Raw genomic sequence first — 13,870 nt, 5'->3', positions numbered from 1 at the left:
GCCGGCCCCGACAACCGGCCCCCTTCGCCCGCGATCAGCCCAGCTCGAAAACCCCGTACGAGAACCCGTCCGCCCGCAGCTCCCCGTCCGCCACCCGCACGCCCTGCGCCTCCAACGACCGGACACCCTCAGCCGGCCCCGACAACAGGTGCGACAGCGGCACCACCCCCGGCTCCCGCCGCGGATTGACCACCACCAGGTACCGCCCGCCCCTGGTGTACACCAGCGGGTACCCGGCCTGCCGGACCTCCACCACGCCGGCGGAACCCAGCCCCGGGTGCGCCCGACGCAGGGCGATCAGCCGCCGGACGGTGTGCAGCAGCGACGTCGGATCGGCGCGCTGGGAGAGCACGTCAGGGCGGTGCGGGTCCGGGTCCACCGGCAGGTACAGCCGCTCGGGCGGAGCGCTGGAGAACCCGGCCGTCGGGCCGGGCGTCCACTGCATCGGGGTGCGCGAGCCGGCCCGGTTGAAGCGCGGCCCCAGCACGCTGCCCTCGGTGTCGGGCAGGCCGGGGAGGTAGCGCATGCCGATCTCGTCGCCGTAGTAGACGGCCGGGAGGGTGGGCCAGGTGAGCAGGAAGGCGAAGGCGGGCGCGAGCTGCTCGGCGGTGCGCGGACCGGCGGCCAACCGGGAGAAGTCGTGGTTGGCGGTCGGCAGCACGATGTGCCCGCTGCCCTCGGTGAGTTCGGCGGCGGAGCGCCAGGCGTCCAGGAAGGGCTGCGGGGTGCCGCGGCCCTCGGCCTCGAAGTAGCAGGCCTCCTGTTGCCAGAACTCCTCGACCGTCCCGCCGTTGTTGTTCCACAGGGAGCGCAGCGGGAGGCCGTGGTCCTCCCCGCCGAAGTGCAGGAAGAAGTCCGCGTGGAAGCCGGCCGCGACGGCGGCGGAGGGGTCACCCCACTCGGCGAGCAGCGCGGCCTGGGGGTGGGCGCGGTCCAGCCAGTCGCGCAGCTCGGTCCAGAGCTTGGCGGTCTCGGCCTTGCCCGGGTCGTCCTTGACCAGCGAGTACGCCATGTCGACCCGGAAGCCGGCCACGCCGAGGCCGAGCCAGTGCGCCATGATGTCGCGCAGCGCCGCCCGGTTGGCGCGCGGGCCCTCGGCGTCCACCGGCTGGCGCCAGGGCTCGTCCGAACTGCTGCGCGCGTAGCCGAAGTTGAGGGCGGGCTGACAGTCGAAGAAGTTCGGCCGGTACCAGCCCGGCCGGCTGCCGGGTGAGGGGACGAAGCCGTCCACCTGGCGGTCGGACCAGATGTACCGCTGGTCGGACGGGTCCTCGGCGGCGGCCAGGAACCAGGGGTGGCGGTCGGAGGTGTGCCCGGCGACCAGGTCCAGCAGGACCCGGATGCCCCGGCCGCGGGCGGCCTCGACCAGCGCGACCAGGTCCTCGGTGCTGCCGTAGCGCGGGGCGGGGGCGAGGTAGTCGGTGATGTCGTACCCGGCGTCGCGGAACGGCGAGGCGAAGCAGGGGTTGAGCCAGACGGTGTCGACGCCGAGCCAGGCGAGGTGGTCGAGGTGCGCCGCAATGCCGGCGAAGTCGCCGATGCCGTCGCCGTCGGAGTCGGCGAAGGTCTGCGGGTAGATCTGGTAGAGGACGGCGTCGGCGAGCCAGTCGGGGCCGGGGCGGGTCGAGGTCATGGGCGGAGGTCCTCCTACCGGGTCCGGGGCCCGGGGTGCACCGGGCGGGGCTGAGCCGGGCCGGACTCGGCCGGGGCCGAACCGGGTGCCCCCGATTCTCGTCCAATTGCGGCCGTCCCGACAGCCCGCCTCGCCCCGCCGGCGCCTCCCCCCGCTCCTACGGCGTCCCGACAGCCCGCCTCGCCCCGCCGCCTCCCCCGCTCCTACGGCGCCCCGCACGCCTGCGTGAACGCCCGGGCCCGCCGGGTGATCTCCGCCCAGTCCCCCGCCACGACCGCCTCCGGCGGCACCACGTCCGTCCCCGCGCAGACCGCGAGCGCGCCCTGCCCCAGGAACTCGGCGGCGTTGCCCGCGTTCACCCCGCCGGAGGCCACCAGCGGGACGTCCGGGTACGGGCCGCGCAGGTCCTTGAAGTAGCCGGGACCGAACGCCCTGGCCGGGAAGATCTTGACGGCGGCCGCCCCCAGGTCCACCGCCCGGGCCACCTCGGTCGGAGTGAGCGCCCCGAGCACCACCGGCACCCCGGCGGCCTTCGCCGCCTCCGCGACCTCGGGCCGGCAGCCGGGCGTGACCAGGAAGGACGCCCCGACCGCGACCCCGCGCTCGGCCTGCTCCGCGGTCAGCACGGTGCCGACACCGACCCGGTGGCCGGCCTGTGCAGCGCGGCGCAGATGCTTCGTCACATCCGGTGTGGTGTACGTGAATTCGGTCCACTCGATGCCGCCGGCGGCGAGCGCGTCGCACAGCGCGGAGGCGTCCGGGATGCGCGGCGCGCGGACCACCGCGATCACCCGGTCGTCCCGCAGGGCTGAGAGAGAGTTCATGCGGCTCGGGTTCCTCGGTCGGTGCGGCGCAGGGCGCGCCCGGGCCGGGCGCCGGTGGTGCGACCCTGCCGGACGACGGCGGTGCCGTTGACGTACACGCACTCGATGCCCTCGGCGGGCCGCCGGGGGTGCTCGAAGGTGGCGGCGTCCCGGACCCGTTCGGGGTCGAGGAGTACCAGGTCGGCGTGGTGGCCGGGGGCGATCCGGCCGCGCCGGTGCAGGCCCAGCCGGGCGGCGGGCCGGCCGGTCATCCGGGCGACCGTCTCCTCCAGTGTCAGCAGGCCCAACTCCCGGCTGTAGTGGCCGAGATAACGCGGGAAGGTGCCCCAGGCCCGCGGGTGCGGCCGGGCGCCGACCAGCAGTCCGTCGCTGCCGGCGGTGTGCGCGCGGTGGCGCATGATCGCCCGGACGTTCTCCTCGTGCCCGACGTGCTGGAGGATCGTGGTGGCCAGTTCGTCCCGGCGCAGCAGGTCGAGGAAGACCTCCGTGCCGGTCCGCCGCTCCCCGTCGGCGAGTTCGGCGACGGTCCTGCCGACGGCCGGTGCCAGCTCCGCCGACCGAACGCCGGAGATCTGGACCGTCGCCCAGTCGGCGACCACGCCGTGGCAGCCGTCGCTGCCCTTCTCCTCCATCTCGTACCGGATCCGGGCGCACTGCGCCGGGTCGGTGAGCCTGGCCAGCGTCGGCGCCGGTCCGCCCTCGGTGGCCCAACTCGGCAGCAGGGCGGCCAGGGTGGTGGAGCCCGGCAGGTAGGGGTAGCTGTCCAGGGTGAGGTCGACGCCGTCGGCGAGCGCCTCGTCGACCAGCTCCAGCAGCTCGCCGGCCCGGCCCCGGTTGACGCCGAAGTTCATCGTGGCGTGGGTCAGGTGCAGCCCGCAGCCGCTCCGCCGGGAGATCTCCACCATCTCCGCGTAGCCCTCCAATGCCCCCTCACCGTACGAGCGTTGGTGCGGAGCGTGGAATCCGCCGTAGGCCGCGACGATGGTGCACAGCTCGACCAGTTCGGCGGTGTCCGCGTACATCCCGGGGGTGTAGCTGAGGCCGCTGGACATGCCGACCGCGCCGTCCAGCAGGCTCCTCGCCAACACCTGCCGCATCCGGTCGAGTTCGGCCGGGGTGGGCGGGCGGTCGGCCCAGCCCATGACGAGGGTGCGCAGCGTGCCGTGCGGGACGAGGTAGCAGGCGTTGACGGCGACGCCGGTGCGGTCGATCCGGTCCAGGTAGCCGGCGACGTCGCGCCAGTCCCAGTCGAGCTCGGCCGGATCGCCGTTCCAGCCCGCGAGTTGGCGGCGCAGCGCGGGCAGCGTGGTGTCGTCCACCGGGGCGTAGGACAGGCCGTCCTGGCCGAGGACCTCGCAGGTGACGCCCTGGGTGACCTTGGCCGGGTGCTCGGGTTCGAGCAGCAGGGCGAGGTCGGAGTGGGCGTGCATGTCGATGAAGCCGGGGGCCAGGACCAGGCCGTCGGCGTCCACTACCTCGGGCGCGTCGAGGCGGTCGCCGATCTCGGTGATCAGGCCGTCGGCGATCCGTACGTCCGCCCGGTAGCGGTCCGCGCCGGTGCCGTCCACGATGGTGGCGCCCCGGAAGACCGTCGCACCCGGCCCGGATCGGCCTGCCCGTGCCCCGGATCGGCCTGCTCCCGTCCCGCCCGCCCTCGCCTCGGCCGCACTCGACCCAACCTCCGGCACCCCGTCCGATTTCGCCCTGCCCGCCGGCACCCCGTCCGGTGTCGCCCCGGCCATCAGAAGAAGGTCCTGACCAATCCGGTGACCTTCGGCTCGGCCGCGTCCGCGGAGTCCAGCACCGGGATCGCCGTCCACTTGTCGAAGGCGGTGCACGGGTGCGACACGCCCAGGCGCAGCACCGCGCCGATCGGCGCGAGGTCGCCCGCGTCACGCAGGAAGGCGTGCTGGTCGTTGAGCGCGGTGATCCGGGCCGCCGTCCCGGTCAACTCGGCTCCGCCGCGGACCCGTTGCGGCTCGGGCAGGCCGTCGTCGAAGGGCAGGTCGCGCTTTCCCGCGTCCAGCAGGGCGAGTTGCGGCTCGGGGCGGGAGATCACCCGGGCCCAGCCGTGCAGCGCACCGCGGAAGGGTGCCTCACCGCCGTGCCGGGCGAGCGGCGAGATGCCCCGGTAGAAGCCGTCGTCGTGGGCGATGTACGCACCAGAGCGCAGCACCACCAGGGCGTCCGGCAGGTCGGCCAACTCCTCGACCACCAGGTCGAAGTAGGCGCTGCCCCCGGCCGTGACCACCGGCGGCGCGTCGTCGGGGTAGGCGCCGGCGAGCCGGCCGTGGAGCTGGGCCAGTGCCCGGAGGTAGCCGCGGACGGTGGCCAGCCCGTCGGTCGTGGCGTCGTGCGCGAGCGCGCCCTCGTACCCGCCGACGCCCGCGAGGCGCAGGGTGGGGGCGCGCAGCACGGCGGCGGCGACCTCGACGGCGGCGTCCACGCCGCGGGCGCCGGTCCGCCCGTGGGGGCCGCCGAGTTCGATCAGTACCTCGACCGGCCGTTCGGCCCCGGCGGCGCGCAGTGCCTCGTCCATCAGCCGCACGCTCTCGGTGGAGTCGACCCAGGAGAGGAAGGCGAAGCCCGGGTCGGAGGCCAGTTCGTCGGCGAGCCAGGCCAGTCCGGCCGGGTCGAGCAGGGTGTTGGCGAGCAGGATCCGCTGCACCCCGAAGGCCCTGGCGACTCGCACCTGGGGCAGGTTGGCGAGGGTGATGCCGTGGGCTCCGGCGGCGAGCTGCGCCTCCCAGAGGGCGGGTGCCATGGTGGTCTTGCCGTGCGGGGCGAGCGCGACGCCCGCCTTGGCGCACCAGTCGGCCATGGTGCGGACGTTGTGCTCGAGCGCGGCAGCGTCGAGGGTGAGCAGCGGGGTGCCGAGCGAGGAGAGGGTCGGGCCGGTGGCCAGCCACTCCCGCACGGTGTGGCCCCACGACTCCGGCGGGGCGGCCTTGAACCGCCAGTCCAGCTGCTCGTCGGCCAGGGCCGCCACCGCGCCGCCGGCGATGCCCGGCCCGGTGCCGCTGCTTGCGAAGGTCTGCTCCACGGTCTTCCTCCATTTGCCATGTTGCAACATGCGCAACGAGGGTTGCACATGCTGGCAGCACGGTTCTAGCATCGGCGCCGGATCACGGTCAACGGAACCGTCCCAGGCCGACCGGGACCGACCCACACAGACCCACGCCGAACGGAACTGACCCACGCTCAACGAACCCGACCCACGTTCAGGAGTCCCGGCCCGCACCCGACGGAACGGCCGCAGACGAGGAGCCCAGCACATGCCGCGACAGGACACCCCGGGCCCGACCCGCCCGGGTCCTCCCCCGACGGCCGTGTGCGTGGGCGAGTCGATGGCGGTCCTGCTCCCGGACCGCCCGGGCCCACTGGAGTCGGTGGAGAACTTCCGGCTCGCCGTCGGCGGCGCCGAGTCCAACGTGGCCGGCGCACTGGCCGCGCTCGGCGTGCCGACCGCCTGGGTCAGCCGGGTCGGCGACGACGGCTTCGGTCGGCGGCTCGTCGCCGAGGTCGCCGCCCGCGGCGTGGACGTCTCGGCGGTCGCGGTCGACCCACACCGCCCGACCGGCGTCTACCTCAAGGAGGTCGGCGGCACCACCGGCCACGATCACGACCTCGGCCCCGGCCGCAGCCGACTGCACTACCACCGGCGCGGTTCCGCGGCCGCCGCGCTCTCCCCCGCACTGCTCGCCGACCCGGCCGCCGCCGCACTGCTGGCCGGCGCCCGTCTACTGCACCTGTCCGGCATCACCGCCGCGCTCTCCGACGACTGCCTCGCCCTGCTGCGCGCCCTGTTCGCCGACCGCCGCCCGGACCGGCTGGTCAGCTTCGACCTCAACTGGCGCCCCTCACTCTGGCACGACCGGGACCCGGCCGTACTGCCGCCGCTGCTGGACGCCGCCGACCTGCTGCTGCTCGGCGCCGACGAGGCGCAGGCCGCCTTCGGCACCGGCGACCCCACCGCCCTGCGCCGCCGCTTCCCCTCCCCCGCCACCCTCGTGGTCAAGGACGCCGACCGGCACGTCACCGCCCTGGAGCGGGACGGCACGGCGGTCACCGAGCCGGCCCTCGCCGTCGAGGTGGTCGAGGCCACCGGCGCGGGCGACGCCTTCGCGGCCGGTTACCTGGCCGGCACCGTCCGGGGCCTGGACCAGCGCCGCCGACTGCGGCTCGGCCACCTGAGCGCCGCCTGCGCGCTGACCGCCCACGGCGACCAGGCCGAGCTGCCGCCCGCCGCCGTCGTGACGGCACTGCTCGACGCCTCCGCCGCCGACTGGGCCGCCACCCGGGTCACCGCGGCCGGCATCACCGGCCCGACCCTGCCCACCGACGGCGCCCACAAGGCCGACCGCCCGCACCCCACCGACCGCCCGCACCCCACAAACGGAGCACCGCCCACCGACGGAGCACCGCCGACCGACCGAACGCCGCCCGCCGGCCGGGCCCGGGCCCGATGAGCAGCCACCCCAGCCCTCGAAGCGGAGCACGATGAGCCAGACCGTCACCCGCGCCCTGCGCATCCTCGCCCAGCTCGGCGAGGGCGAACGCTCCCTCGACCAGCTCGCCGAGGTGCTCGGCGTCCACAAGACGACCGTGCTCCGGCTGCTCCAGAGCCTCGAAGAGGAACGATTCGTCTACCGCGACGCGGCCTACCGCTACCACCTGGGCGCCGGCCTCTTCGCCCTGTCCGGCCTGGCTCTTGAGCAGCGCGGCATTCGCCGGATCGCCGCCCCGCACCTGGCCGAGCTGAACGCCGCCACCGGCCAGACCGTGCACCTGGCCGCGTACGAGGGCGGCGAGGTGGTCTACATCGACAAGTTCGACTCCCGCCATCCAGTGCGGATGTACTCCCGGATCGGTCTGCGCGCCGCCCTGCACAGCGCCGCCGTCTCCAAGGTGCTGCTGGCCGACCTGCCGCTGCCCGAGCGGCGCCGGGTGGTGGCCGGGATCGACTTCGCCCCGCACACCGAACGCACCCTCACCACGCCCGGGGCGCTGCTCGCCGAGCTGGAGAAGGTCGCCGCCCAGGGCTGGGCGCAGGACCACGCCGAGCACGAGGCCTTCATCAACTGCGTGGCCGCACCCGTCCGGGACGCCAGCGGGCGGGTCGTCGCCGCCGCCTCCATCTCCGTCCCGGACGTCGTCCTCCCGTACGAGCAGGTGCTGGACCTCCTCCCGCAGCTGGTCGCCACCGCCCGCGCGGTGTCGGCCGACTGCGGCCTCCTCGACCACAGTTGACGGATCATCAAGACAGTCCGAAGCAGCCGCCGAGAACTCCAAGGAGCAAAGAACCCCCATGTCCTCCGACAAGATCGAGATCCGCACCGACGGGGCCCCCGCCCCCGCCTGGATGTTCTCCCAGGGCGTCCGCAAGGGCCCGATCCTGCAGGTCTCCGGCCAGGGCCCGCAGGATCCCGCGACCGGCGAGTACCTCCACCGCGGCGACGTGAAGGCACAGACGCGGCGCACCCTGGAGAACGTCAAGGCCATCGTCGAGGCCGGTGGCGCCACCATCGAGGACGTGGTGATGTTCCGCGTCTACCTCACCAAGCGCGCGGACTTCCCGTTGATGAACGAGGTCTACGCCGAGTTCATCGAGGAGAACGTCAAGCCCGGCGGCGTGAAGCCCTGCCGCACCACCGCCTTCGTCGAGCTGCCGCAGGAGCCGATGCTGGTCGAGATCGACGCCCAGGCCGTCGTCGCCTGACGATCCGGCCGACCCGAGGGCCCGGACGGCACGTCCGGGCCCTCGGCGTTCCCCGAGGCCTGCTTGCCACACTTCGCCAGCAACATTAGGTTAGGCTCACCTAACTATCTGGAGGTCCGTCCATGAGCCTGCCAACCGGCGACACCGAGGTGCCCGAGCCCACCACCGCCGAACGGATCCACAGCCTGCTCAGCACGACCTCCTCGCTCGCCGTCCGCGCCCTGGGCGAGCAGCACGACCTGGACGGCCCGGTCTCCGCCCACGGCTCCCGCCTGCGGCTGCGCGCCCCGCTGGACACCCCGCTCACCGTGGCCGCGGCCCACGCCGCCGAGGGCCTCGCCGTCATCCTCGATGTCACCGACGTCGCCCCCGTCGCCGTCCGCGACCGCGTCCGCGCCCGCCTCACCCTGGCCGGCCGGCTGCACCTGGCCCACCTCGCCGACGACGGCCTCAGCGTCCACCTGCGGGTGGACGTCGCCCACGCCGTCCTCGCCACCCCGTACGGCACCGGCGCGGTCACCGCCGCCGACCTCGCCCTCGCCGCCCCCGACCCGATGGCCCGCCACGAGGCGGCGATGCTCACCCACTTCGCCGACGACCACGCCGACGCACTCGAGGTCCTTTCCCGCCTGCTCGACCCGGTGCTGCTCGCCCGGAACCCGGACGTCCGCCCGCTCGCCCTGGACCGCCACGGCCTGGTGCTGCGCCTGGACCACCCCGACGGCCACCGCGACGTCCGCCTGGTCTTCCCCGAACCGGCCCGCGACACCGAGGACTTGGGCCACCGGATGCACGACCTGCTGGCCGCCGCCCGGTACGGTCAGCCGGCCCACCGCAGCTGAGTCGCCGGCTCACCGCCCGGCCGCGTCCTCCTCACGTACCGCCCGGACCACCACCGGCGCACCGCGAACGCCACCCCGACCCCGCCCCGACCCCGCCCCGAAAACGAACCGCCGACCCCGAAAACGGCAGCGGCCGGCCCGGCTCGCGAGGAAGTGAATCCCGCGAGCCGGGCCGGCCTGGGCGTGTCCCGCGCCCATGTCCACTGCACGGCGATCACCCGGTCGAGCGGTCACCCGACATGACCATCCCGGAGGATCGATTCGCTCCGCAGCAGCGGTGGTTCCTGAAACCCCGACAGGGTCAGAGCGCGACGCCGTGCGCGCGCAGGTAGGCGACCGGGTCGATGTCCGAGCCGTACTCCGGGCCGGTGCGGATCTCGAAGTGCAGGTGCGGGCCGGTCACGTTGCCGGTGGCGCCGGAGAGGCCGAGCTGCTGGCCGACGGTGACGGTCTGACCGATCTTCACACCGATCACGGAGAGGTGCGCGTACTCGGCGTAGTGGCCGTCGGCGAGCTTGATCTCGACCTCGTTGCCGTAGGCGCCGCCGTTGCCGGCCTTGACCACGACACCGTTGGCGACGGCGCGCAGCGGGGTGCCGGTGGAGGCCACGAAGTCCTGGCCGGTGTGGTGGCCGGAGGCCCACATCGAGCCGGCCACGCCGTAGGCCTCGCCGAGCACCGGGTGGGCCAGCGGCGCGACGAAGCCGGAGGCGGCGGCGACCGGAGCGGCGGTCACGGCCTGGGCCGGAGCGGCGGTCTGAACCTGGGTCTGCACCTGGGCGGCCGGCTTGGCGGCCTCGGTCTTGACCTGGACCTGGGCCTGCGGCTTGGCGGCCGAAGCGGCCTGGGTGACCGGAGCGGCCGGCTTGGCGGGCTTGGCCGGGGCGACGTCCGCGGACGGCGCGGCAGCGTGGCCGGCGATCGCGAACTGCTGGCCCGGGAAGATCAGGTTCGGGTTGGCGCCGACGACCGAGCGGTTCTGCTCGTACAGCGCGTGCCAGCCGCCCTCGACGTGCTTGGCGTCGGCGATCTTGGACAGGGTGTCGCCGCTGACGACGCGGTAGCTCTCGTGCGCGGCGGCCGGAGCGGCCTGGGCCGGCGCGGCCTGAGCCGGCGCGGCGTCGACGGCGGTGGTGGAGGCGGCGGCCTGCGGGGCCGGGGCGACCGGGGCGGTGTGGGCCTGGGCGCTCATCGCGGTGACGAGCGGGAGGGCGAAGGAGACACCGGTGACGGCGGTGGCGATGCCGATGCGGGCGGCGCGGGGCAGGGCGATACGACGAGCCTGAGCAGGCATGGAAGTTTCCTCTCCGACGCCTGCGAGGTGAGCTGTCGGGTTCGGGCTGGAGTTGCCCGGCCGCATGCGCGGCTTCACCCCAAGCCGGCCCTGGACGCCGCGCCCTGAGGCACGAACTTCCGGTCCGGCGACTTACCTGTGGGTCCCCCGCTCCTGCCGTACAGAGTTCAGTTCGAACCACCGGGAAGCGGCAGGACTCGGCGTTCCACCCGGTGGATCCGTCCGGACTGGCCGGGCGGTCGCTGAACTAAAACCCATCCGTTCGGGTGAAGCAATGTCGATCTCTTGAATCGGCAACCATCCCCCGGGGTGCGGTGACTCTCCGGATGATCCGCTGCACGGTGCGTACGCGATCCATTCACCCCGCGCCACTGATCCACGACCGTGCGCCGACATCGACGGCACTGCGCGGTCGTCCGCTCACGCACCGCACACCACCGACACACCCGCCGGTGACCCTTGTCACGCGGGCCTCACGGGGAGCAGGATCGGGCCGTGGCCACTTCCGAGGCCGGCACCCTGCGCCTGGGCACCGCGCAGGGTCGCTGGGTACTACTGGCGACGGTGCTCGGCTCCAGCATGGCGATGCTGGACGGCACCGTGGTGAACGTCGCCCTGCCCCGCATCGGCGCCGACCTCGGCGCCTCCCTGGCGTCCCTTCAGTGGACGCTGAACGGCTATCTGCTCACCCTGGCGGGCCTGATCCTGCTCGGCGGCGCGCTCGGCGACCGGTACGGAAGGCGCCGGGTCTTCCTCATCGGCGTGGTCTGGTTCGCCGCCGCCTCCGCGGCCTGCGCCGCCGCGCCGAACATCCAGGTGCTGATCGCCGCCCGCGCCGTCCAGGGCATCGGCGGGGCGCTGCTCACCCCCGGCTCGCTCGCCATGCTCCAAGCCGTCTTCGACCCTGACGACCGCTCGGCCGCGGTCGGGCTGTGGTCGGGCCTCGGCGGCGTGTCGGCCGCGGTCGGCCCCTTCCTCGGCGGCTGGCTGGTGGACGGCCCGGGCTGGCGCTGGATCTTCCTGCTGAACCTGCCGCTCGCGGCCGCCGTGATCACGGTCACCACGCGGTACGTGCCGGAGAGCCGGGACGAGAGCGCCACCGGCCGCTTCGACGTGCTCGGCGCGGTGCTCGCCGCGTTCGCCCTCGGCGCGATCACCTACGCGCTGACCGCCGCCGGGGAGGGCGTGTCCGCCGTGGTCTGGGTCAGCGGGTTGATCGGTGTGGTGCTCGGCGTCGCCTTCGTGGCCGTCGAGCGCCGCGCGCCCGATCCGATGCTGCCGCTCGGCCTGTTCTCCTCCCGGCTGTTCACCGCCGTGAACCTGGTCACCCTCTGCGTGTACGCGGCGTTCAGCGGCGTCTTCTTCCTGCTGGTGGTGCAGCTGCAGATCGTCGCCGGGTTCTCGCCGCTGGTCTCGGGCTTCGCGCTGGTGCCGATCACGGTGCTGATGCTGGGGCTGTCGGCGCGCGCCGGGCGCCTCGGCAAGCGGATCGGCCCGCGGATCCCGCTCACCGTCGGCCCGCTGCTGTGCGCCGCCGGGGTGCTGCTGATGCTGCGCATCGGCCCGGGCTCCTCCTACTGGGCGGACGTGCTGCCCGCCGTCACGGTGATGGGCTGCGGCATGACGCTGCTGGTCGCGCCGCTGACGGCCACCGTGCTGGCGGCCGTCGAGGTCCGGCACGCGGGCATCGCGAGCGGGGTGAACAACGCCGCCGCCCGCGCGGCCGGCCTGCTCGCGGTGGCCGCCCTCCCGGCCCTGGCCGGACTGAGCGGCGACGCCTACCGGGTGCCGTCCGCGGTCGACTCCGCCTTCCACACCGCGATGCTGATCTGCGCGGGTCTGCTGGCCGGCGGCGGGCTGATCGCCTTCGCCACCGTCCGGGGCAACGTCCTCGCCCCCGAGGACCACCTGGTGGCCGAGCCGGACTGCGCGTGGACCTGCGGCACCACCCCGCCGCTCGACCCGGGCCACGTCCACACGCACGAGGGCCCCGTCACCGGTCCGGTGGCGGGGCCCTCGCCCGACAGCTGACGAGTGGTCAGAGGATGTCGGCGGGCACGTACTTGGCGGCCTCCGGGTAGGCGGCCGCGACGGCCTCCACCTGACGGACCACCTCGGCGACCTGGGCACCGGCCGCACCGGTGAAGGAGAGCTTGTCGGCCAGCAGCGCGTCCAGCGCGGCCCGGTCCAGCGGGATCCGCTCGTCGGCGGCCAGGCGGTCGAGCAGCTCGTTCTCCCGGGCGCCCGCGCGCATCGCCAGCGCGGAGGCGACGGCGTGCTCCTTGATGACCTCGTGCCCGGTCTCCCGGCCGACGCCCGCGCGCACCGCGCCCATCAGCACCTTGGTGGTGGCGAGGAACGGCAGGTAGCGGTCCAGCTCGGCCTCGACCACGGCGGGGAAGGCGCCGAACTCGTCGAGGACGGTCAGGAAGGTCTCCAGCAGGCCGTCGAAGGCGAAGAAGGCGTCCGGCAGCGCGACCCGGCGCACCACCGAGCAGGAGACGTCGCCCTCGTTCCACTGGTCGCCGGCCAGCTCGCCGGTCATCGAGGCGTAGCCGCGCAGGATGACGGCCAGGCCGTTGACGCGCTCGCAGGAGCGGGTGTTCATCTTGTGCGGCATCGCGGAGGAGCCGACCTGGCCCTCCTTGAAGCCCTCGGTGACGAGCTCGTGGCCGGCCATCAGGCGGATGGTCTTGGCCAGGCTGGACGGCGCGGCGGCCAGCTGGACGAGCGCGGTGAGCACCTCGAAGTCCAGCGAGCGCGGGTAGACCTGGCCGACGCTGGTCAGCACGTTGTCGAAGCCGAGGTGCGCGGCGACCCGGCGCTCCAGCTCGGCCAGCTTCTCGGTGTCCCCGCCCATCAGGTCCAGCATGTCCTGGGAGGTGCCGACCGGGCCCTTGATCCCGCGCAGCGGGTAGCGGGCGATCAGCTCCTCCAGCCGGCGGAAGGCGACCAGCAGCTCGTCGGTGATCGACGCGAAGCGCTTGCCCAGGGTGGTGGCCTGCGCGGCCACGTTGTGCGAGCGGCCGGCCATGACCAGCTCGGAGTGCTGGGCGGACAGCGTGGCCAGGCGGACCAGCACGGCGACCGCGCGGTCGCGCACGTGCTCCAGCGACCGGCGGATCTGCAGCTGCTCGACGTTCTCGGTCAGGTCCCGGGACGTCATGCCCTTGTGGATCTGCTCGTGGCCGGCGAGTTCGCTGAACTCCTCGATCCGGGCCTTCACGTCGTGGCGGGTGACCCGCTCACGGGCGGCGATCGAGCCGAGGTCGACCTGGTCGATCACCCGCTCGTAGTCGGCGACGGCGTTCGCCGGCACCTCGACGCCGAGGTCCTGCTGGGCCTTCAGGACGGCGAGCCACAGGTGGCGCTCGAGGACCACCTTGTGCTCGGGGGACCACAGCTGGGCCAGGGTCGCCGAGGCGTACCGGGAGGCCAGGACATTGGGGATCTGGGGCTTCGCGCTCACGCTTCGCAAGGGTAACAGCCGAGGTCACGCCGGACGTCGGCACCCTGCTCCACCGGCGGCCGCGGCCGCCGGAACCCGCCGGACCGCTC

General features: G+C 74.1%; 11 protein-coding genes and 1 riboswitch. Of the genes, 5 read left to right on the top strand and 6 right to left on the bottom strand.

Annotated elements, in window-relative coordinates; all coding sequences use genetic code 11:
* Positions 1-34 precede the first annotated feature (34 nt).
* The 4 genes from ACZ52J_RS30405 to ACZ52J_RS30390 form a co-directional block, all read right to left on the bottom strand.
* Entirely contained in the window at positions 35-1,633 is a 1,599-nt protein-coding gene (locus tag ACZ52J_RS30405; protein ID WP_465623299.1) for an alpha-amylase family glycosyl hydrolase, read from the bottom strand.
* 203 nt (positions 1,634-1,836) lie between these two features.
* Positions 1,837-2,457 (bottom strand): bifunctional 4-hydroxy-2-oxoglutarate aldolase/2-dehydro-3-deoxy-phosphogluconate aldolase, encoded by a 621-nt coding sequence (locus tag ACZ52J_RS30400; RefSeq protein ID WP_465623297.1) that lies wholly within the window; start codon positions 2,455-2,457, stop codon positions 1,837-1,839.
* Positions 2,454-4,025, bottom strand: coding sequence for an N-acyl-D-amino-acid deacylase family protein (locus tag ACZ52J_RS30395; protein ID WP_465623295.1), 1,572 nt, complete (start codon positions 4,023-4,025; stop codon positions 2,454-2,456). The genes ACZ52J_RS30400 and ACZ52J_RS30395 overlap by 4 nt, the downstream gene beginning before the upstream one ends.
* A 173-nt stretch (positions 4,026-4,198) precedes the next feature.
* Positions 4,199-5,500 (bottom strand): alanine racemase, encoded by a 1,302-nt coding sequence (locus ACZ52J_RS30390; protein ID WP_465623293.1) that lies wholly within the window; start codon positions 5,498-5,500, stop codon positions 4,199-4,201.
* A 232-nt stretch (positions 5,501-5,732) separates the two neighbouring features.
* Between ACZ52J_RS30390 and ACZ52J_RS30385 the strand changes: the two genes are divergently transcribed.
* The 4 genes from ACZ52J_RS30385 (at position 5,733) to ACZ52J_RS30370 (ending at position 9,018) form a co-directional block, all read left to right on the top strand.
* Complete coding sequence (locus ACZ52J_RS30385; protein ID WP_465623292.1) at positions 5,733-6,926, top strand: sugar kinase; 1,194 nt, start codon at positions 5,733-5,735, stop codon at positions 6,924-6,926.
* 31 nt (positions 6,927-6,957) lie between these two features.
* Positions 6,958-7,707 carry an IclR family transcriptional regulator gene (locus ACZ52J_RS30380; protein ID WP_465623290.1) on the top strand — a complete coding sequence of 250 codons (750 nt, stop codon included), beginning with the start codon at positions 6,958-6,960 and terminating at the stop codon, positions 7,705-7,707.
* Positions 7,708-7,765: 58 nt separating this feature from the next.
* Positions 7,766-8,176 (top strand): RidA family protein, encoded by a 411-nt coding sequence (locus tag ACZ52J_RS30375; protein ID WP_465623288.1) that lies wholly within the window; start codon positions 7,766-7,768, stop codon positions 8,174-8,176.
* Positions 8,177-8,298: 122 nt separating this feature from the next.
* Positions 8,299-9,018 carry a DUF2470 domain-containing protein gene (locus tag ACZ52J_RS30370; protein ID WP_465623286.1) on the top strand — a complete coding sequence of 240 codons (720 nt, stop codon included), beginning with the start codon at positions 8,299-8,301 and terminating at the stop codon, positions 9,016-9,018.
* A gap of 301 nt (positions 9,019-9,319) precedes the next feature.
* On the opposite strand, the gene ACZ52J_RS30365 is transcribed toward ACZ52J_RS30370, so the two are convergent.
* Complete coding sequence (locus ACZ52J_RS30365; protein ID WP_465623285.1) at positions 9,320-10,312, bottom strand: M23 family metallopeptidase; 993 nt, start codon at positions 10,310-10,312, stop codon at positions 9,320-9,322.
* Between the two features lie 2 nt (positions 10,313-10,314).
* Positions 10,315-10,495, bottom strand: a riboswitch (cyclic di-AMP (ydaO/yuaA leader).
* A 312-nt stretch (positions 10,496-10,807) separates the two neighbouring features.
* Here ACZ52J_RS30365 and ACZ52J_RS30360 point away from each other — a divergent pair.
* Entirely contained in the window at positions 10,808-12,343 is a 1,536-nt protein-coding gene (locus ACZ52J_RS30360) for a DHA2 family efflux MFS transporter permease subunit (RefSeq protein ID WP_465623284.1), read from the top strand.
* A gap of 7 nt (positions 12,344-12,350) precedes the next feature.
* Here the strand turns inward: ACZ52J_RS30360 and purB are convergent, their stop codons facing one another.
* Positions 12,351-13,781, bottom strand: coding sequence for an adenylosuccinate lyase (gene purB, locus ACZ52J_RS30355; protein WP_360508275.1), 1,431 nt, complete (start codon positions 13,779-13,781; stop codon positions 12,351-12,353).
* Between the last annotated feature and the right edge of the window lie 89 nt (positions 13,782-13,870).

Source organism: Kitasatospora sp. NPDC034035, from assembly GCF_055575755.1.
Note: the sequence above shows the minus strand (reverse complement) of the source record. Positions and strands in the feature narration are given on the sequence as shown.

Coding starts and splice junctions, on each gene's coding strand:
- ACZ52J_RS30380 (WP_465623290.1), top strand. CDS start 6,958: ATGAGCCAGACCGTCACCCGCGCCCTGCGCATCCTCGCCCAGCTCGGC.
- ACZ52J_RS30400 (WP_465623297.1), bottom strand. CDS start 2,457: ATGAACTCTCTCTCAGCCCTGCGGGACGACCGGGTGATCGCGGTGGTC.
- ACZ52J_RS30370 (WP_465623286.1), top strand. CDS start 8,299: ATGAGCCTGCCAACCGGCGACACCGAGGTGCCCGAGCCCACCACCGCC.
- ACZ52J_RS30365 (WP_465623285.1), bottom strand. CDS start 10,312: ATGCCTGCTCAGGCTCGTCGTATCGCCCTGCCCCGCGCCGCCCGCATC.
- ACZ52J_RS30405 (WP_465623299.1), bottom strand. CDS start 1,633: ATGACCTCGACCCGCCCCGGCCCCGACTGGCTCGCCGACGCCGTCCTC.
- ACZ52J_RS30385 (WP_465623292.1), top strand. CDS start 5,733: ATGCCGCGACAGGACACCCCGGGCCCGACCCGCCCGGGTCCTCCCCCG.
- ACZ52J_RS30375 (WP_465623288.1), top strand. CDS start 7,766: ATGTCCTCCGACAAGATCGAGATCCGCACCGACGGGGCCCCCGCCCCC.